We start from the raw sequence: 18,389 nt of genomic DNA, 5'->3' as shown, positions 1-18,389 counted from the left end.
CAGTAAAGATCCGCCACTGCGGGCGGACGGTCCTAGAAATATCCTAGCCGCTGCTAGGGGGTAACCAGGGTTCCGAGGGTTTCACCGCGGATGGCGCGGGTTACGTTGCCTTCGCCCTCCATGCCGAAGACCACCATGGACAGGTTGTTGTCCTTGCACATGGTCATAGCCGTCTGGTCCATGACACGGATATCGCGGCGGAGGGCATCGTCGTAGCTGAGCACATCCAGCTTTTCCGCGGTGGGGTCCTTCTTGGGATCGGAGGTGTATACGCCATCCACGCCGCTCTTGGCCATCAGGACGACGTCGGCGTGCACTTCAAGGGCACGCTGCGCGGCTACGGTGTCGGTGGAGAAGTACGGCAAACCGGCGCCGGCACCGAAGATGACCACGCGGCCCTTCTCCATGTGGCGGATGGCGCGGCGCGGAATGTAAGCCTCGGCCACCTGGCCCATCGTGATCGCGCTCTGCACCCGCGTCTCCACACCGGCCTGCTCCAGGAAGTCCTGAAGGGCCAGGCAGTTCATGACCGTACCAAGCATGCCCATGTAGTCCGCACGGGAGCGGTCCATGCCGCTCTGGGAGAGTTCGGCGCCGCGGAAGAAGTTACCTCCACCCACCACGATCGCCACTTCAACGTCGGAGACAGCGGCAGCGATCTGCTTCGCGATCGCCCGGACGGTTTCAGGATCGACGCCGAGCTTGCCCCCGCCGATGACCTCGCCGGACAGCTTCAGCAGTACACGACGGCGGCTCTTCTCGGGCTGGATTGCAGTGTTGACGGTTTCCATGGTGCCTTCCCGTTGGTGGACTTGGGCTAGATTATCGTGCTGTTGGTCCGCCCAGGTACTACCCTGACGGATGCATGAAAAAGGGGCGGCCACCGAAGTGACCACCCCTCTTCATGACTTGCTAGTTTCCGACGCGGAAACGGGTAACTGCGGTTGCCTTGACGCCGGCTTCCTCGAGGACCTGGGCAACGGTCTTCTTGGAGTCCTTGGCGAATGCCTGGTCAACCAGAACTTCACCCTTGTAGAAGCCCGTCACGCGGCCTTCGACGATCTTGGGAAGTGCAGCTTCCGGCTTGCCTTCAGCCTTGGCGGTCTCTTCCGCAATGCGGCGCTCGGACTCGACCAGTTCGGCCGGAACGTCTTCGCGGGTCAGGTAGTTCGGAGCCATGGCGGCAACGTGGACGGCGATGTCGTGTGCTGCGGTGGCAGCGGCTTCGCCTTCGCCGTCAACAGCGAACAGAACGCCGACCTGGGCCGGGAGGTCCTTGGAGGTCTTGTGCAGGTAAGCGTCAACCGTGGTTCCCTCAACGCGGGAGATACGGCGGACAACAACCTTCTCGCCGAGGACTGCGCCCTCTTCGATGACGACGTCGGCAAGCTTCTTGCCGTCTACCTCGGTGGCGAGCAGGGTGTCGAGGTCGGCTGCGCCGGACTCGACTGCAACGTTGAGGACCTTGTCAGCCAGCTGGATGAACTTGTCAGCCTTGGCGACGAAGTCGGTCTCGCAGTTGACCTCGATCATTACGCCAACGCCGCCGGTGACCTTGGCAGCAACCAGGCCCTCGGCAGTGGAACGGCCTTCGCGCTTGGTAGCGCCCTTGAGGCCCTTGATGCGAATGATTTCGATGGCCTTCTCGGCGTCACCGTTGGCCTCGTCAAGAGCCTTCTTGACGTCCATCATGCCGGCGCCGGTGCGCTCGCGCAGGGCCTTGATGTCAGCAGCAGTGTAGTTCGCCATGGGAACCCCTCTGTCTAGAAATTTTTGGTGTTTACGTAACTAACAGGACGGCAACCCACAGTGTGGGCCGCCATCCTGTCAGTAGCCCCCGACGCGGTTTCCGGCGTCAGGGAAGGTACAGATTTACTTGGCTTCTTCAGCTTCGCCGGCTGCGGGAGCCTCGGTTGCTTCAGCGGCCTTGGCTTCTGCTTCTGCCTTGCTGCCTTCGAGGAGTTCGCGCTCCCACTCGGCAAGCGGCTCTTCCGGAGCTTCGGTGGTGCCGGAGGAGCGCTGGTTGCGGGCGATGAGGCCCTCAGCAACGGCGTCGGCAACAACGCGGGTGAGCAGGTTCACGGAGCGGATGGCGTCGTCGTTGCCCGGGATCGGGAAGTCGACTTCGTCCGGATCGCAGTTGGTGTCCAGGATGGCAACAACCGGGATGTTCAGCTTCTTGGCTTCGTCAACAGCAAGGTGTTCCTTCTTGGTGTCAACAACCCACAGAACCGAAGGAGCCTTGGTCAGGTTGCGGATACCACCGAGGTTGGCTTCAAGCTTGGTGAGTTCGCGCTTGAGGAGCAGGAGCTCCTTCTTGGTGTATGCCGAGCCTGCGACGTCGTCGAAGTTGATCTCTTCGAGTTCCTTCATGCGCTGGATACGCTTGGCGACAGTCTGGAAGTTGGTCAGCATACCGCCGAGCCAACGCTGGTTGACGTACGGCTGGCCAACGCGGGTAGCCTGCTCGGCAATTGCTTCCTGGGCCTGCTTCTTGGTGCCGACGAACAGGACCGTGCCGCCGTGGGCGACAGTAGCCTTGACGAACTCGTAGGCGCGGTCGATGTAGGACAGCGACTGCTGGAGGTCAATGATGTAGATGCCGTTGCGCTCCGTGAAGATGAAGCGCTTCATCTTCGGGTTCCAACGACGGGTCTGGTGTCCAAAGTGGACGCCGCTGTCAAGCAGCTGGCGCATGGTTACGACGGGCATGCCGACGCTCCTTCCGGCAGGTCATTCATGAGAGAGCCCCGAGGGCTGCTCTTACCCTGCCAATAGTTGACGGTTTTTTAGCCATGGCCCGGACGGGCACGGCTCCTGGCATCCATTGCACTTCCCATCCGGACAAGTCAGGCCGGACCGCAGGAGGCACAATCCTCCGCAGCGTGGAGCCACGAGGCTCCGCTGATGGAGGGCTGGATACGCGTAGTCAGGTTGAGCCCCTCACGCACCTGAATGAGACGCGCTCCTGAATAAGCTTGAGGGCACAGCAAACTGCTCCATCAAGTGTACTACAGCAGACCCGCATTTTTGACCGTCCGCCGGGGCAGGCCAAGGCGTGCTTATCCACATACGGAACCCGGGCCATGGCCCCGTGCAGCCACACGCTGGAGGCTGGTTCCATGACCCTGCCGAAGATCGCTCACCTCCTGCTGGCAGCCGCCGTGTTGGCAGGCTCCGCCCCTGCCGCGCCTGGCGCGGCACCGGCTCCTGCGCAGCCACGCTGGGACTGGCCGCTGTCCCCCAAACCCAAGGTGGCGCAACCGTTCGATCCTCCGGACAAGCCTTGGCTCAGCGGGCACCGCGGCGTAGATCTGGCGCCGGAGTCCTCCAGCACTCCCGGGAAGGCGGATTCGCAGGTCTTCGCCCCGGCCGACGGCGTGGTGACCTTCGCCGGCGTCGTTGTTGACAGGAAGGTCATCACCATCGACCACGGCGGCGGCCTGCGGAGCAGCTTCGAGCCGGTGGCCAGCGAACTTCAGCAGGGCGACCCCGTGGCGAAAGGGCAGGTGATCGGCACAATCGAGGACATCGCGGGGCATTGCCCGGCAGCTAAGTGCCTCCACTGGGGTGTCCGGCGCGGCGACGACTACGTCAATCCCTTGGCGTTCGCGCAGGACCTGCGTCCCTCAATACTGCTGCCGCTTGATTGAACAGACCGGCCCGCCCTTGAACCGGCCCATGCCGCGGCACCATTGTGCCCACCCCCGGCGCGCCCGATCCTTAGACGATCGCGGAGACTCCCGTGATGGCGCGCCCAGTGACCAGCGTGTTGATCTCGTGCGTGCCCTCATACGAATAGATGGCCTCGGCATCAGCGAAGACCTTGGCCATGCCGTAGTCGGTGACTATTCCGTTGCCGCCCAGGATGCTGCGTCCGAGCGCAACACTTTCGCGCATGCGGGCTGTAGTGAAGGCTTTCGCCAGCGCCGACTGTTCATCCTTGGCAGCTCCGGCGTCCTCCAACTGGGCCAAGCGGACCATCATGCCCATGGAAGCCACGGTATTGCCAAGAATCTGCACCAACTGGTTCTGCACCAACTGGAAGCGGGCCAATGGCCTGCCGAACTGCTGGCGCTCCACAGCGTAGCTGCGCGCCACATCGAAGGCTGCCAACTGCAGTCCCACGGCTTGCCATGCAACCGCAAGCCGGGTGACCTTCAGGACCTTGTTGGTGTCTCGGAAGCTGTTGGCGTGCGCCAGCTTGAAGAAGTCCGGCACCACCACGTCCTCCAGCGTAATGTCCGCGTTCTGCACGGTCCGGAGGGAAATCTTGTTCTCGATCTTGCTCGCAGAGAAACCGGGGAGGGAGGTGTCCACCAGGAACGCCTTGACCTGATTGTCCTCAACGTCCTTCGCGTAGATGACAACCCAGTCCGAGAACGTCGCGTTCCCGATCCACCGCTTGGCGCCATTAAGAATCCAGTTGTCACCGTCCCGCCGGGCGGTGGTTCGGGTTCCACCGGCCACGTCGGAACCTCCCAGCGGCTCGGTCAGCCCAAAGGCTCCGATCTTCTTCAAGGAGTAGATGTCCGGAAGCCACGCGTCCTTCTGCTCCTGGGAAGCCAGGGCTTCGATGGAACCTGTGAAGAGCCCGTCATGGACACCCATGAACGTGGCGATCGATGCGTCAGCCCGCGTCATCTCGGCATGCAGGATACCTGCGAACACATTGGAGTAGCCCTGCCGACGGACTGGGCTGACAAGGTCCAGTTCGGCAAGTTTGGGTATCAGGTCCGTGGGAAACTCGGCGCGGTTCCAGCAGTCCACGGCGATCGGCTTGACCTCGCGGGCCAGGAACTCACGAACTTCTGCCAGGCGGTCCTGTTCCTTTCCTGTCAGCAACTGCTCGAAAGCATAGAAGTCGCCGTCGGCGTAGGGCAGGGTGGCGGGATCGAAGGGGGCGTTCGACATGTTCTCTCCTCCTGGATTGGTCCACAGCGACCAAGACGGGGTTCGGCAAGTTACCGACGGGTATGTTACTGATCAGTAACATACCCGACTCCCCCGCTTCGGGCAATGTAGGACTGTCAGAAGAAAGGCAAAAAGGAGCCGTGGTTGACGTCCCGGACGTCAACCACGGCTCCATCGCGTCCCGTGACAGCACGGGCAAGACTAAGTGTGTTTCTTGAGAGATGGAAATACGGCATGCTTCGGATCCCACCAGAGGACATGGAAAACGTGATCTCTTAAAAAGCCGTAAAGCCTCGGAGCACCCCCACATCGTAATCGCGCAAGCTCAGTCTCATCATCGCGTTCTATCTCGGCCAGTCGAGCTTGCGTGTGAGAAGGCAGCCTCTCTACAGGGTAGCGTTTCCCGTGCTCACTACCCGGCTTGAATATCTCGCCTATAGTCATCGATTCAAAGTCGGCCATCTTCTGCAACAGATTCTCGAAGTGTCCTGGTTGTATGGCAGTAGGATCCCAATCGCCATCCCTGTCGACTTCCGAAAACCGCCACACTAGCCGCCTGGACCTTACGTCCTCGTGTTCCAGATCCAACACCCTAGCGAGCTTCTCTGGCGGTTCGACTGCATTCGGGATAACCGGAGCCTTCCCTTTGACCGCGTTCTGCCAACCCCCAGGCGGGACATCCACCTTTTTGTGTGCCCCGCGCCGTTTACCCATGGTGGCGAGCGTGTAGGCCGTGGTAGTACTCATGCATCGAAGCGGGCGTGATTATGGAGGAACTACGACTTCCCTCAGGAACGCCCCGACGTGCTTGTTGCCAAGGCTGTTCGCGATGAGTCATCTCGCTTAGTTGTTGGGCCGTGAACTTACCATAGGCAGTCAGAACAGCGTCTACTGACGACTTTTCGGCGTTGGACAGTTCCTCACTATGCCCGCGGACCGAACTAACCATGAAGTTGCCCTTATGTGCCTGGTAAAGGTCCGGTATCACAGGACCGTTGGCCCAAGCCTGAATGGGCTCGCGAAAAAGGGCTTCCTCTTCCCAAACCAAGTGCCAAGCCTGAGCGTAATATGCAAGCTTTTGCAGTTTCATAGCACTCATAGAACCTTGTTGCTCCAAGATGTAAGCCGCAACGTCTAGTACCTTCGCCATCGCTCCCCGCAATCAGCAGTTCATGTCTACATGTTCGTATCGGAGTTCGAGTACTCCAGACCCCGGCTGTAACCGAGACTCATATATGCCAAGTATGGGCCCAACGTACGACATTTTTGCCATACCGCCATGCGCCAAATCAGTTGGGTCCAATACGCATTTAGATATTGGTAGGGCTACTCGGACTTGAACCGAGGACCTTAGGATTATGAGTCCCGCGCTCTAACCAGCTGAGCTATAGCCCCGTGAAGCCCTTCAATCCGCCATGAAAGACGTTTGGAGGGCAAAGCACTCTAGCAATACTAATAGCTGGAAGGCAGTGCTCCGGTCACACCACCATGTCGTCATAGCTCGCGCCCCGGTACAGGTCCTCGAAAGTCTGCAGGGTGCTGTTGATGCTGTGCGGTTCCACCATCTCGCGGCTGACCTTGCCCATGGCACGCAACTGGTCCTCGGGAAGCTTCACCAGCTCGGTGATCTTCGCGGCCAGTTCGTTGCTGTCATTCGGGGTGAACAGGTAGCCGTTCTCCCCGTCGCGGACCAAGTGCGGCAGCGCCATGGCGTTCGCCAGCAACACAGGCGTGGACGCAGACATGGCTTCGAGCGTTACCAAGGACTGGAGCTCCGCGGTTCCAGGCATGCAGAAGACATCGGCCTTGATGTAGGCCTCCCGCAATTCTTCATCACTGGCCAGGCCCAGGAACTTCACGCGATCCTGCAATCCGAGCTTTGCCACTTGCGCTTCCAGTGCCGGGCGGACTTCGCCACCTCCCACGATCTCAAGGTGCACGTTCAATTCGCGCGGGGTCTTGGAGACGGCGTCAATGAGCACGTCCACATGCTTTTCTTCGGCGAGGCGACCGACGAAGAGCACGGTGGGATGCGCAGGCCGCTCAACGGTCTCTCCGGGCTGCAGCTCATAGGCGGCCGAGTCGATGCCGTTGGACAACGGCAGGACCTTGCGAAGGAAGGCGTGCTGGTGCATCGCCTTTGCCGCGAGGGGCGTTGGCGTGGTGACGACGTCCGCCTTGCCCATCACCTTGCCCATGTCCTTCCACGAGATCCGTCCGACGATGTCCTTGAACCACTGTGGGAAGGGCAGGAACGGGTTCAGGTTTTCAGGCATGAAGTGGTTGGTGGCCACGATCCGCACACCGCGCTTTACAGCCTCATAGAGGACATGCTCGCCGATCATGTAGTGGCTCTGGATGTGGACGACGTCAGGCTGGACCTTGTCGAAAAGAAGGCTGATTTCCTTCTTGATCTCCCACGGGAAGCAGATGCGGAAGTATTCGTGCGTGGGAACGCTGTGCGAACGAAGCCGGTGCACCGTGGCTTCATCCCGGAACTCCGTGAAGCTCTTGCCCTTGTCCTGCCGGCACGCCAGGACGTGCACATTGTGTCCACGCGCCGTCATTCCCTTGGCCAGGCGGTACCCGAACTGGGCTGCTCCGTTGACGTGCGGGGGGTATGTGTCCGCCGCAATCAGGATGGTAAGGGGTTTATTGGTGTCGGGAATGGTCACGTGGAGAACTCCTGATGGTCACGGTGCGGACAGCATGGAAGGTGGCTATGCTGCGGTGTCGCCGGTTTTGCCGGACCGCCGAAGCGGTGGCACAAGGTACTGCTTACCCCCTAGGCCTTCCGGTGAGGTCCCTTGGCTTCTTTCTTGCGCTTGGTAACTTCCGGGTGATGGCGGCTCAGGGCGATTACCCCCACGATAGCAAGGACGGCCGCCGCAGCCATGGCGATTGCCATGACGGTGTGGACATCGGGACGAAGCTCACCCAGGATGATGATGCCGATGGCAATGCCCACCATGGGGTCGATGACGGTCAATCCTGCAATGACCAGGTCCGGCGGTCCGCTCGAGTAGGCGCTCTGCACAAACCAGGAACCGAGTCCGCCCGCGGCGGCGATGGCGATCAGCGTGTACCACTGGACGTTGAGCAGGAACAGCCCGTTGGGATCCAGCAGGTGCTTGCCGATGATCCGCGTCAGAACGGCGACAAAACCGAACAGGACACCTGCCCCAATAATGTAGATGAAGGCGCTCATCCTGTGCTTGAAAAGCACGGCCAGTGTCCCGAACAAACCGACGGCCAGGGCCAGCAGCAAGACGATGGTCAGCTCGTCCTCAGCGCTCACGTGGTGGTTTTCCTGCGTTACCGTCACCGCCAGCAGCACGAACAATGCCGATCCCGTGACGCACGCCGTGATGGCCACTACCGTGGCGCGGTTGATGCTGAGGCCTTGGTCCTTTGCGTTCACCACAGTGGTGATCACCAGCGCAATCGCGCCGATGGGCTGCACCACGGTCAAAGGCGCCGAGACGAGGGCCACCGCGTTCGCTGCCATGCCCAGCGCCAGCAGCAGGAGGCCGAACATCCACCGCGGGTTACGGAGCAGGCGCAGGAACCCGTTGGAGCTGAGGGCGAGGCCGCCGGTATCGGCTTTGACCGCACTGCCCTGCCGCTGGGCACCGATGGCGAGGAAAAATGCGCCAAGCACTGCCAGGACGACCGCAAGCCAGACCATCAGCCGTTTCCGCCGTCGTCTTCGCTTTGCAGGTCCTTGCCTTTCCGCAGGATGGCCCAGAAATAGTTGTAGGCGGCGATCCAGTGCCCCACCAGGCCAAGGCCAAGGAACGTCCACGCCGCCACGAAGTACACGTCAGTGAAGGGAATCTGGAGTTTGGAAAGCACCAACAACGGAGTGCCCAGCAGCAACAGCGCCGTACGGATCTTACCGACGACGCTCACGGGGAGGTCCGGGTGGCTGCGGAAGTAGATCAGGGAGGCAGTGGCCAGGATGATGTCCGGAACCACCAGCGCGGCCAGGTACCACCACTGCACGACGCCGGCAACCGCCAGGGTGACGGCCACCGCTATGAGGGCTGCCCGGTCCGCCATCGGATCCAGTATCCGGCCAAGCTTGGAGGTCTGGTCGAAACGCCGGGCGATGTAGCCGTCCACCCAGTCGGTGCTGCCCATGACCACCAGGACCAGCACGGCAAAGCCGTACTCCCGCTGGGACAGGACAAGCCAGACGAAGAGCGGGACACCCATGAAGCGCAGGACCGTCAGGATGTTCGGGACGGTGACGATGAGGTCGTGGTCCACTTGGGGACGGTCGGGGCGTGACCCTGCACCGATCAGCCTCATGATGTCCCCCTCCTCTACTTCAGTGTGTGCGTTACTGCCGCAAGCTTTTACTTCTTGAGCAGCTTCCGTAGCGCAACCACGAAGACGGCGGCAGCGGCAGCAAACGCCACGAGGTCCTTCCAGCGGGCGGCAAGGCGCCCGGTGAAGTCCTCGGGAACCGATTCGCCGGCAGCGGCGAACTTGGCGGCCGCAAATTCACGGCCTTCCTGCAGTTTCTGGTTGGCAGTCTCCAGCAATGCCTGCCCCTGCTTCTTGACGTCAAGCTCCTCGCCAAGTTCGTCGCGGACACCGGTAAGGTGCTCGCGGCGCTTGTCCAGCCGGCGCCGCAGTTCAGCTTCGGTGGGTGCCTTGGCGGCATCGGCGTCCTTGGCGGCCTCCTTGGCCGCTTTCTCAGCCTTCGCTTTTTGCGCTTCAGCTTCCTTTTGGGCTTTGGCCGCCTTGGCTGCGGGGGAATTGGGATCAAGGATGGACTCATCGAAGGCCGAGCCTTCCTTGGCAATGCCCAGGTCATGCTTGATCCCGCGGATAGTATCCTCCGGAACCAGCGGCATGGCTGCCCTGAACTTGGCGGTGCCTATCAAGGCACCCAGGGCAACAATCAGCAGGAACACCGCAGCAACGATCAGGGCTGCGAGCCATCCGGGCATAATGGTGGCAAGGCCGAGGATGGCTGCCACCACCAGTGCAATGACCAGGAGCATCAGGAAGACGAGGGCAACGCCGAAGAACGCACCCGCCACACCTACCTGTGCGGCTTTGCGTTTCAGTTCGACCCTGGCCAGCGCCAGTTCGTCATTCAGTTGCCTGGGTGCCAAACGGGCAACGAGCTTGAGGGTCTTCGGCAAACTACGGATGGCTGGGCCTTTGCCGGTCCGACTGGTGTGACGTCCGCTCATGGGTTCCGCCTAACTGCTTCCTCTGGGCTTCGTGATGGGTGAAAGCGGCCAAACAGCACGCCGCAGGCACTTGTCCTCAAAACTATCATTCAGGTTCGTGCTGAACTTCAGCCATCGAGCCTGCGGCGCGCCCGCCATGGGCCCATAAATATGATGTTTCACCATAGGATGGATAATCGTGACCCATCACCTCACTCCGGGCGATTCCCTGAGCCGACGCGAAAAGCTTGTCTATATCCTGCTCCTCGGTGCATTGACGGCTTTGGGCCCCTTCACGGTAGACCTCTACCTGCCGGCGTTTCCCGCGCTTGAGGAGAGCTTCGACGTCTCCGCGGCCGCTATCCAGCTGACACTGACCGGCACCACGGTCGGGTTCGGCCTGGGACAACTGGTGGTGGGGCCCTTCAGCGACAAATTCGGTCGCAGGTTGCCGCTGATTCTTGCGACGGCGCTTCACATCGGTTCCTCTCTGGGCGCCGCCCTTTCCACGGACATCGGCGTCCTCTCCCTGTTCCGCGTGCTGATGGGCATCGGCGCGGCCGGCGGCGGCGTGGTGGCAATGGCGATGGTCCGTGACCTCTTCCACGGCTACGCCATGGTCCGGATGTTCTCGCGCATGTCGCTCGTGAACGGTTTGGCTCCCATCCTTGCCCCGATCATCGGGTCCCAATTGCTGCTGGTGCTCCCGTGGCCCGGCATCTTCTACTTCCTTGCCTGCTACGGCACGCTGGTGATCCTGGCGGCCATCTTCTTCATCAAGGAAACCCTTCCGGCCGAGCAGCGCGGAAAGTCCGACGTCACTGTCCGCCAGCGCTACAAGAAGGTGCTGACGGACCGTATCTTCGTGGGCATGCTGATGGTGGGAAGCCTGAACTTCGGCGGCCTGTTCGCATACTTGTCTGCCTCGACGTTCCTCTTCCAGAACATTTACGACTTCTCCGCCCAGGAGTACGGCCTGTTGTTCGGCGTCAATTCACTGGGCATCGTGGCAGGCGTGCAGATCAGTTCCCGGCTCATCAAGCGGGTGGCACCGCAGTGGATTGTTGCCGGAGCCACACTCTTCATGCTGGTGATGGCCGCGCTGATCATCGTCCTGGACCTGATGGAGGTGGGACTGTGGGGCATCCTGGTCCCGCTGTGGTTCTACATCTGCGCCACCGGCTTCATGTTCCCGTGCGTCCAGGTCTTGTCCCTGGCCAATCACGGGGCCCAAGCCGGCACAGCGGCCTCCATGCTGGGCGCAGCCCAGTTCCTTATGGCAGGTGTGGTTCCCCCAGTGGTCGGTTGGCTCGGCGTCAGTTCGGCAGTGCCCATGGGCGCTGTCCAGGTCGTGTGCATCTCCGGAGCCATTTGTGCGCTGTGGCTGGTGGTCCGTCCCCGTTCGGTCCCGTCCATCCACTGAGGCGATTCACCCGTGGTGCGCATAGGCTGGAACCCATGGCGAAAAAACCGCACCGCAACGGCCGTGGCCTGTTCCTCGGAGCCTTGCTTGGCGCCGTCGTCGGAGCCTTGCTGGGCCGCCTCGCCGGCAGCGCGTTGTTCGGCGCCATCCTGGGCGCCGTCATTGGCTCGGCCCTGCTGTACCGCGTGAATCCCGGTCCCTGGAACAGGGAGTAGGAACGTCTCCCCTTCCAAGGGCCCGCAAGGCAGAATAGTGGCCAGCCGGGGTTACCCGCGCCTGCCTGTGGAGGGGACATCACATGAGTACGGCTGTGGAACAAAAGGGCAACTGGCGACGCTTGGCTGCCTTGCGCAAGTTGCCGTTGACGCTGGGACTCATCGCAGTCCTCTGGATTGTGGGTGCAACCACCGGTAGCTTGCTCGCCGGCCCTCCTGAACCGCTTCTTGAACAGGTGGGAATCGGCTTGGCCGTGGAGCCCGGGCCTTGGTGGGCGGTCTTTACGTCAGGGTTCTTTGCCTCCTCCCTCCTGGACTATCTCGCCTGCACCGTGATGATCCTCATCGGGGTGGGCATCGCCGAGCGGACCATGGGCCCTTGGCTTGCCTTGGCCGCCTTTGTGGCGGGTTCAGCCCTGAGCGCGTTGGTGCTGGTGGCACTGGTGGAATACGGCACGGACAACAGCGATCAATGGCTCAGCTTCCTGGGCGGCGAGTATGTGGTGGGTGCTTACGGCGGTGCCGCTGCCGCCCTGGGATGCTCGACGGCGGCGCTTGAGTCCCTGTGGCGCCGGCGGCTGCGGACGTGGCTGGTGGCGGCGACGCTCATGTTTGCGCTCTTCGTGGGCGTGGCCCAGACCTTGCAGGCCCTCAGCGGAGCAGTCATCGGCATCCTGGCGGGTTGGGCCGCCCAATCGTGGATACTCCGGCGCCAGGCAGGGAAGCTGCACTCGTCGAGCCTTCGGGAGACCCGTTTCCTGGTGGGCACCGTGGTGGGCGTGTTCGCTGTGGGACCGCTGCTGACGCAGCTCACCGGCACTCTGGACGTCGGTCCCCTGTCGGTGGTGTCGCAGGTGATGCTGCAGGCCAGTCCGACGGCGGACGAGGTCCGCGAGGCCTGCGACGACGACCAAAGCTGCGTCACCCTGCAAGGCGTGGTGGGTGTCCAAAGCTTTGGTGCCACCATCCTGAGCTTGATACCGGTCTTGCTGCTGCTGGTGTGCGCCGAGGGCCTGCGCCGGGGACGCCGCCTTGCCTACCGGCTGACCCTCACCATCCAGTTGTACCTGGCGGCTGTCACTACCTTCGCCGTGCTCCAGTACGTCACCGACCCCGACGTGACGCTCGGCAACGACGACGTCGGCTACTTGCTGCTGTACGCCATCCCCGCCATTGTGGCCCCTTTGATCATCGTTTTCCTCCTCCTGGCCAACCGGCATAAGTTCAGGGTCGAATCCAGTGACGCCAGCTATCGCGTCCTCGGCCGGACCACGTTGATCATGGCTGGTGCGGCAGTAGCCCTCTATGCGCTTTTTTGGTTCCTTGAGGGAAATCCGGGACGCTCCACGGGGTGGGACCTTGCAGGGCAGCTGACGCACATCCTCGTACCGTTCCCGGTCCCGTTCGTCACCGAACTTCCCCAAGGTCTTCTCAGCACCGTCCTCTACGGCCTGGGCGGGGACGTCATCTGGCTGTGCATCCTGTTCCTGGTGCTGGGCAACTACCAAAAGTTCCGGGCCGTCGCGACCGACCCTGCAGCCGACCTTGGCCACGCCCGCGAGCTGATCCACGACGGCGGCGGGTCGTTGTCCTGGATGGCGCTGTGGGAGAACAACCAATACTGGTTCACGCCGGATCGCAAAGCAGGCGTCGCCTACCAGGTCCACAACGGCGTTGCCCTCACGGTGGCCGGGCCGTTCGGTGCCGCGGAACACCATGCGGACGCCGCCACGGGATTCCTGGCCCACTGCTCGGCCCTGGGCCTCACTCCCTGTTTCTATTCCGCAACGGACGAGCTGGATGGCCCGCTCCTCCCCCGCGGCTTCCGCAAGCTCGAGGTCGCCGAAGAGACCCTCCTGAACATCCAGACGATGACGTTCAAGGGCAAGGAATGGCAGAACGTCCGCACGGCCCTCAATCGCGCGGACAAACTTTCCATCACGGACCAGTGGCACCATTACCGGATGATGCCGCCGGGCATCCGGGCACAGTTGGCGGAGATCTCCGAGGAGTGGGTGGCGGACAAAGCCCTGCCGGAGATGGGTTTCACGCTGGGCGGCCTTGACGAACTCAAGGACCCCGAGGTCCTGTGTTGCGTGGCTGTGGACGATGACGGCCTGGTCCACGGTGTTACCAGTTGGCTGCCTGTTTTCACCGATGGGGCAGTGACCGGTTGGACACTGGACTTCATGCGGCGGCGCACAACCGGGTTCAAGGGAGTGATGGAATTCCTCATTGCTTCGGCGGTGAACCACTTCAAGGAGGACGTGCCGCAGATCTCGTTGTCCGGCTCCCCGCTCGCCAACACCGACAGCCGGAACACCACAGGCAGCGGCGACGGTACGGACCCGGGCGAAGGCGACCACAGCGCCTTGGACCGGGTGCTTGCCCTCCTGGGGAACGCCTTGGAACCCATGTATGGCTTCAAGTCGCTCGCGGCCTTCAAATCCCGTTTCCAGCCCGAACACCGGACCCTGTACATGTACTACCAGGATCCCCTGTCCCTTCCGTCAATCGGCCTGGCGGTGGGCTCGGCCTACCTGCCGGGATTGTCCCCTGCCCGGAGCGCCGGACTGCTGCGCCACATGGTGGCCCGGGAACCGGCGCAGTGAATGCCATCCTGAGGACCGACATCACCGGTCCCGTGGTGATGTCCATAGCCATTGCGATCGGCGTCGGCTTCTTTCTCCTGCTGCTCCTTCGTCCGTCGTGGCGGTGGCTCAGGACCGCACTCCTGGCGATCCTGGTGGCCGGCCTGCTGGGCTGGCTGACAGTATGGCTCGTGGAGGACGTCATGGATGTCTTCCATGTGGGCCTGACCCCATGGGTGTGGTTCTGGTCCATCGCTGCGTTCGCTGCCCTCGGACTGGCGACGGTGAGCTTCAGGAGCAGCTCAGTCCGGCGGAAGGTACTGGCGGCTTTCTCCATCCCTGTTTTCCTCGTGGTCCCGGCACTGGGCATCAACACCGAGTTCGGTCTGAACAACACCTTGGGATCGGCCTTTGGCATCTCAACCGAGGGCCAGATCCAGCTGGAAAAGCCCAATCCGGACTCCGCCATACCAACCGGACCGCTGTGGCAGAACTGGGAGCCCCCGGCTGACATGCCCACGGCGGGCAGGGTGGGCACCCAGGTCATCCCGGCCACGGCCTCGGGCTTCAATGCGCGCCCGGCGGGCATTTATCTGCCACCTGCCGCGCTGACGGAGAACCCGCCACGGCTTCCGCTTTATGTGCTGATGATGGGGCAGCCGGGGCTGCCCGATCCCCAGTACGTGTCGGCTGCCCTGGACGATTTCGCGGCGAAGAACAAGGGCTTGGCGCCCATCGCGATCGTGGCAGACCAGATCGGACCGGACCAGGACGACACGCTTTGCCTGGACACGGCCAAATACGGGAACGTCGAGAAGTACATCAACGTGGACGTCGTCACGTGGGCCAAGGAAAACCTGAACATCTTCCCGGACCGCAAATACTGGACCATTGCCGGGTACTCCAACGGTGGACAGTGCGCCATTTCCTTCGCGGTAAAGTACCCGCAGATGTGGGGCAACGTGGTTGACATCTCCGGCGAAGAATTCCCCGGCGCCGAAGATCCGTCCGGGAACCTCGCGGAGATCTTCCACGGCGACCAGGCAGCGTACGATGCCCTGAAACCCATCAACATGATGAAGGGCCGGCAGTTCCCGGACACCACCGCCATCTTCACGGTCGGGTCCGACGACGTCACTTACGTAGCTGCCGCCAAGGCCGTTTCCGCGGCGGCCCGGGAGTCCGGCATGGCGGTGACGTATTACGAGATACCCAACGGGGGCCACGTAGGCATCGCGCTGAACGCAGGATTGACCAAGGGATTCGACGTGCTCTATCCGCGGCTGGGGCTGGCTCCTTGAGCCGCAACAGGCCGTCCGGCAGGCAATCCGGCCCCTGTTGCGCACCCGTCCCGAACGATAAAGTTGATGTGTGCCTCACTGGCAAGAACTGCAGCCGCTTCCGGCACCGTGGCAGCGCAGGGATGAACGCATCCTGCCGCTGTGGTGGGACAGGCTGTGCTCCGTCACGAGTCCCCAATCGGCGGCGCTCTATGCCGCAGGGCTTTTCACGGATGATCGTCGCCGCCCCATAGCCCAGTGGTACAATCCGGATGCTGATGCCGCCCTTTTGGTGGCCCCCGAGACGTCCCCCGAATGGCCTGTGCAGCGCTTCGGAATTTTCTACGCCCCGCCCGGGGGCGGCTTCACGCGCGTCTACTCGGCTCCGCACGAATGGCATCCACGGGAACCCCGGACGCCGCCCACCGAGCACGAAGCTTTTGAGGCGGCCGTCGCGGAGGCGGCCCGCTTCCTCCAAGTGGAGATGGACTTCGTGTAAAAAAATGAACCCCGCACCAGGAAGATCCGGTGCGGGGTTCTGTACGCTCCTCCGACTGGACTTGAACCAGTAACCCTTCGATTAACAGTCGAATGCTCTGCCAATTGAGCTACGGAGGAATGAAGCGGTAATTAGCTTAACAGGGGCTGGTCGAAAAACGAAATCGGCCCCGCATACCTCCCGGGGGTATAAAAAAACCCCCGTTCCGGCTGACCGGAACGGGGGTTTTGAGCGCTCCTCCGACTGGACTTGAACCAGTAACCCTTCGATTAACAGTCGAATGCTCTGCCAATTGAGCTACGGAGGAATGAAGCGGTAATTAGCTTAACAGGGGCTGGCCGAAAAGCGAAATCGGCTCTTCCGCGGGCTGCGACGCCCTCGGGAGAGCCTCACGCCTCGGCCCGAAGCGCCCGCCGCTGCATCTCCAACTGCATCAGCTCACGGTTCAGGCGCTGGAATTCTTCCGGGTACGCAGCCGCATCCAAGCGCTGCAGCTGCCCCATCTTGTCCGCTTTGATGCGGGTGATCTGCAACTCGAACAACCGGGCCAGAATGTCCCGGCAATACCTTTGCATCGCTTCGGGCGTGCTGGCCGGCAGCGGGGTGACGGCGAGCTCCGAGACGAGGGGACGCAAGGGGTCCGGCACTTCCTGCCGCACCCTTTCCACCCAGGCCACGGGGTCCGCTGCCTGGGCAACACCGGTTGCCCTGATTCCCGCATGAACAGCGGCATAGGCCGGCGTCGAGAAATGCGATGCTTCGAAGCGTTCCCAGTTCCCCCCGCCCAGGACGGAGGGTTCCTGAAGCACCACCTCGAGCGCCTGCCGCTCCATGCCCGCCACGGGATCGCGCGGGTCCGGACGGTTGAATGCCGGAGCGTTCGACGGCGGTGCTGTCGCCGCCGTCGGCTGCTCCGGCTGGCCGTTGGGGGTGCCACCTGAGGCAGCACGCTTGGCGGCAGCCCCTACGTAGCGGCTGACTTCCTCGATGGGCATGCCAAGCCACCCGGCGAGTTCCCGGGTGTAGGCAGGCCGGATTCCGGTGTCGCGGATTTGTGCCACCACAGGAGCGGCTTCGCGCAGGGCAGCCACCCGGCCCTCCACGGTATCCAGGTTGTGCTTGCGAAGGGTGGCGCGGATGGCGAACTCGAACAGGGGCTTGCGGCTGCTGATCAGCTCACGCACAGCAGGATCACCTTTGAGCTGGCGCAGGTCGCAGGGATCGGCGCCCGTGGGTTCCACCGCGACGTACGTCTGGGCGACGAAGCGCTGGTCTTCCTCGAACGCCCGCAGCGCCGCCTTCTGGCCGGCTGCGTCGCCGTCAAAGGTAAACACCACCTCTCCCCCGGTGCCGTCGTCGGAAAGCAGGCGCCGGGCGATCTTGATGTGTTCGGTGCCGAACGCGGTTCCGCACGTGGCCACCGCCGTCGTGATTCCTGCCAGGTGGCAGGCCATGACATCCGTATATCCCTCCACCACCACCAGCTGCCGGTCCTTGGCGATACTGCGTTTGGCGAGGTCGATGCCGTAGAGGACCTGGGACTTCTTGTACAGCGTGGTCTCGGGCGTATTCAGGTACTTGGGGCCTTGGTCGTCCTCGTAGAGCTTCCTGGCGCCGAAGCCGATGGTATCCCCCGCGATGTCGCGGATAGGCCAGATGAGCCTGCCGCGAAAACGGTCGTAGATGCCCCTGTTGCCTTCGGAAAACATGCCCGTCAGCTTCAGCTCCGCGTCCGTGAAGCCGCGGCCGCGGAGGTGCTTCAGCAGCGCGTCCCAGCCCTGCGGCGCGTACCCCACCCCGAAGTGTTCTGCCGCGGCGCGGTCGAATCCGCGGCCGTCCAGGAAGCTGCGGGCTTCCCCTGCACCGGGGGTCAGGAGTTGGGCACGAAAGAACTCGTCGGCAATTTTGTGGGCATCAAGGAGGCGCTGCCGCTTGCCCACTTCTTCGCGGCTGGGACCCGTTCCGCCGTCCTCGTACCGGAGCTCGTAGCCGATCCGGGCGGCGAGCTTTTCCACGGCCTCATGGAAAGAGCTGTGGTCCATTTTCTGGATGAAGGAAATGGCATCGCCGTCCTCCCCGCAACCGAAGCAGTGGTAGCGGCCTACCTGCGGGCGGACGGTGAAGGACGGGGAACGCTCATCATGGAAGGGACACAATCCCTTGAAACTGCCCAGCCCGGCCGTCTTGAGGGTGACGTAGCCATCGACGATTTCCTTGATGTCCGTGCGCTGGCGTACTTCGTCGATATCTTCACGTTTGATCAAGCCAGCCACGTGAC

Annotated in this window: 17 protein-coding genes and 3 tRNA genes; 6 read left to right on the top strand and 14 right to left on the bottom strand. The window is 62.4% G+C overall.

Annotated features, from left to right (window positions below; genetic code table 11):
* Window positions 1-53: 53 nt before the first annotated feature.
* From pyrH to rpsB, 3 genes are all read right to left on the bottom strand, one after another.
* Window positions 54-791: a UMP kinase gene (pyrH, locus tag RI444_RS06795; protein WP_021472576.1), complete on the bottom strand. Its 738-nt coding sequence runs from the start codon at window positions 789-791 to the stop codon at window positions 54-56.
* Between the two features lie 121 nt (window positions 792-912).
* Window positions 913-1,749, bottom strand: a complete 837-nt coding sequence (gene tsf, locus RI444_RS06790) for a translation elongation factor Ts (RefSeq protein ID WP_021472575.1) — start codon at window positions 1,747-1,749, stop codon at window positions 913-915.
* A 123-nt stretch (window positions 1,750-1,872) separates the two neighbouring features.
* Window positions 1,873-2,712, bottom strand: a complete 840-nt coding sequence (gene rpsB / locus RI444_RS06785) for a 30S ribosomal protein S2 (RefSeq protein WP_062095912.1) — start codon at window positions 2,710-2,712, stop codon at window positions 1,873-1,875.
* Window positions 2,713-3,122: 410 nt separating this feature from the next.
* Here rpsB and RI444_RS06780 point away from each other — a divergent pair, with 410 nt between their 5' ends.
* Window positions 3,123-3,653 (top strand): M23 family metallopeptidase, encoded by a 531-nt coding sequence (locus RI444_RS06780; RefSeq protein ID WP_207604930.1) that lies wholly within the window; start codon window positions 3,123-3,125, stop codon window positions 3,651-3,653.
* Between the two features lie 70 nt (window positions 3,654-3,723).
* On the opposite strand, the gene RI444_RS06775 is transcribed toward RI444_RS06780, so the two are convergent.
* From RI444_RS06775 to RI444_RS06740, 8 genes are all read right to left on the bottom strand, one after another.
* Window positions 3,724-4,914 (bottom strand): acyl-CoA dehydrogenase family protein, encoded by a 1,191-nt coding sequence (locus tag RI444_RS06775; RefSeq protein WP_069694485.1) that lies wholly within the window; start codon window positions 4,912-4,914, stop codon window positions 3,724-3,726.
* Between the two features lie 201 nt (window positions 4,915-5,115).
* Entirely contained in the window at window positions 5,116-5,661 is a 546-nt protein-coding gene (locus RI444_RS06770) for a hypothetical protein (RefSeq protein WP_207604931.1), read from the bottom strand.
* Window positions 5,621-6,004: a Panacea domain-containing protein gene (locus tag RI444_RS06765; RefSeq protein ID WP_242703112.1), complete on the bottom strand. Its 384-nt coding sequence runs from the start codon at window positions 6,002-6,004 to the stop codon at window positions 5,621-5,623. The genes RI444_RS06770 and RI444_RS06765 overlap by 41 nt, the downstream gene beginning before the upstream one ends.
* A 228-nt stretch (window positions 6,005-6,232) precedes the next feature.
* Window positions 6,233-6,309 (bottom strand) — tRNA-Ile (locus RI444_RS06760).
* Between the two features lie 83 nt (window positions 6,310-6,392).
* Complete coding sequence (locus RI444_RS06755; protein WP_021472570.1) at window positions 6,393-7,589, bottom strand: glycosyltransferase; 1,197 nt, start codon at window positions 7,587-7,589, stop codon at window positions 6,393-6,395.
* 110 nt (window positions 7,590-7,699) lie between these two features.
* Window positions 7,700-8,602 (bottom strand): DMT family transporter, encoded by a 903-nt coding sequence (locus RI444_RS06750; protein ID WP_021472569.1) that lies wholly within the window; start codon window positions 8,600-8,602, stop codon window positions 7,700-7,702.
* Window positions 8,602-9,228, bottom strand: coding sequence for a CDP-alcohol phosphatidyltransferase family protein (locus RI444_RS06745; protein WP_021472568.1), 627 nt, complete (start codon window positions 9,226-9,228; stop codon window positions 8,602-8,604). The genes RI444_RS06750 and RI444_RS06745 overlap by 1 nt, the downstream gene beginning before the upstream one ends.
* A gap of 47 nt (window positions 9,229-9,275) precedes the next feature.
* Entirely contained in the window at window positions 9,276-10,124 is an 849-nt protein-coding gene (locus tag RI444_RS06740; RefSeq protein WP_021472567.1) for a phage holin family protein, read from the bottom strand.
* Between the two features lie 172 nt (window positions 10,125-10,296).
* On the opposite strand from RI444_RS06740, the gene RI444_RS06735 reads away from it, so the two are divergent.
* The 5 genes from RI444_RS06735 to RI444_RS06715 all read left to right on the top strand — a co-directional run bounded on the left by RI444_RS06735 (window position 10,297) and on the right by RI444_RS06715 (window position 16,111).
* The gene (locus tag RI444_RS06735) at window positions 10,297-11,526 is read left to right on the top strand and encodes a multidrug effflux MFS transporter (RefSeq protein WP_207605933.1); all 1,230 of its coding nucleotides are present in this window, start codon (window positions 10,297-10,299) and stop codon (window positions 11,524-11,526) included.
* A 35-nt stretch (window positions 11,527-11,561) separates the two neighbouring features.
* A complete protein-coding gene (locus RI444_RS06730; protein WP_021472565.1) occupies window positions 11,562-11,741 on the top strand; it encodes a glycine zipper domain-containing protein in 180 nt (59 codons plus the stop codon).
* An 83-nt stretch (window positions 11,742-11,824) separates the two neighbouring features.
* Window positions 11,825-14,353: a DUF2156 domain-containing protein gene (locus tag RI444_RS06725; RefSeq protein WP_021472564.1), complete on the top strand. Its 2,529-nt coding sequence runs from the start codon at window positions 11,825-11,827 to the stop codon at window positions 14,351-14,353.
* On the top strand, window positions 14,350-15,633 hold the full coding sequence (locus tag RI444_RS06720) for an alpha/beta hydrolase (protein WP_207604933.1): 1,284 nt from the start codon (window positions 14,350-14,352) through the stop codon (window positions 15,631-15,633). Before RI444_RS06725 ends, RI444_RS06720 begins: the two co-directional genes overlap by 4 nt.
* 70 nt (window positions 15,634-15,703) lie before the next feature.
* The gene (locus RI444_RS06715) at window positions 15,704-16,111 is read left to right on the top strand and encodes a hypothetical protein (protein ID WP_021472562.1); all 408 of its coding nucleotides are present in this window, start codon (window positions 15,704-15,706) and stop codon (window positions 16,109-16,111) included.
* A gap of 46 nt (window positions 16,112-16,157) precedes the next feature.
* Here the strand turns inward: RI444_RS06715 and RI444_RS06710 are convergent.
* The 3 genes from RI444_RS06710 to dnaG form a co-directional block, all read right to left on the bottom strand.
* Window positions 16,158-16,230 (bottom strand) — tRNA-Asn (locus tag RI444_RS06710).
* 115 nt (window positions 16,231-16,345) lie between these two features.
* A tRNA-Asn gene (locus tag RI444_RS06705) sits at window positions 16,346-16,418 on the bottom strand.
* Window positions 16,419-16,500: 82 nt separating this feature from the next.
* A complete protein-coding gene (gene dnaG / locus RI444_RS06700; RefSeq protein ID WP_179015396.1) occupies window positions 16,501-18,384 on the bottom strand; it encodes a DNA primase in 1,884 nt (627 codons plus the stop codon).
* Window positions 18,385-18,389 lie beyond the last annotated feature (5 nt).

Source organism: Paenarthrobacter sp. AT5 (genome assembly GCF_032764245.1).
GTDB classification, from domain to species: domain Bacteria; phylum Actinomycetota; class Actinomycetes; order Actinomycetales; family Micrococcaceae; genus Arthrobacter; species Arthrobacter ureafaciens.
The sequence above is the reverse complement of the archived record's forward strand: the minus strand, read 5'-3'. Positions and strand labels throughout refer to the sequence as shown.

Bases quoted from the DNA above. Each gene is read 5' to 3' on its own strand.
- pyrH (WP_021472576.1), bottom strand. From the start codon at position 791: ATGGAAACCGTCAACACTGCAATCCAGCCCGAGAAGAGCCGCCGTCGT.
- RI444_RS06730 (WP_021472565.1), top strand. From the start codon at position 11,562: ATGGCGAAAAAACCGCACCGCAACGGCCGTGGCCTGTTCCTCGGAGCC.
- RI444_RS06725 (WP_021472564.1), top strand. From the start codon at position 11,825: ATGAGTACGGCTGTGGAACAAAAGGGCAACTGGCGACGCTTGGCTGCC.
- RI444_RS06750 (WP_021472569.1), bottom strand. From the start codon at position 8,602: ATGGTCTGGCTTGCGGTCGTCCTGGCAGTGCTTGGCGCATTTTTCCTC.
- rpsB (WP_062095912.1), bottom strand. From the start codon at position 2,712: ATGCCCGTCGTAACCATGCGCCAGCTGCTTGACAGCGGCGTCCACTTT.
- RI444_RS06775 (WP_069694485.1), bottom strand. From the start codon at position 4,914: ATGTCGAACGCCCCCTTCGATCCCGCCACCCTGCCCTACGCCGACGGC.
- RI444_RS06770 (WP_207604931.1), bottom strand. From the start codon at position 5,661: ATGAGTACTACCACGGCCTACACGCTCGCCACCATGGGTAAACGGCGC.
- RI444_RS06765 (WP_242703112.1), bottom strand. From the start codon at position 6,004: ATGAAACTGCAAAAGCTTGCATATTACGCTCAGGCTTGGCACTTGGTT.
- RI444_RS06740 (WP_021472567.1), bottom strand. From the start codon at position 10,124: ATGAGCGGACGTCACACCAGTCGGACCGGCAAAGGCCCAGCCATCCGT.
- RI444_RS06745 (WP_021472568.1), bottom strand. From the start codon at position 9,228: ATGAGGCTGATCGGTGCAGGGTCACGCCCCGACCGTCCCCAAGTGGAC.
- tsf (WP_021472575.1), bottom strand. From the start codon at position 1,749: ATGGCGAACTACACTGCTGCTGACATCAAGGCCCTGCGCGAGCGCACC.
- RI444_RS06780 (WP_207604930.1), top strand. From the start codon at position 3,123: ATGACCCTGCCGAAGATCGCTCACCTCCTGCTGGCAGCCGCCGTGTTG.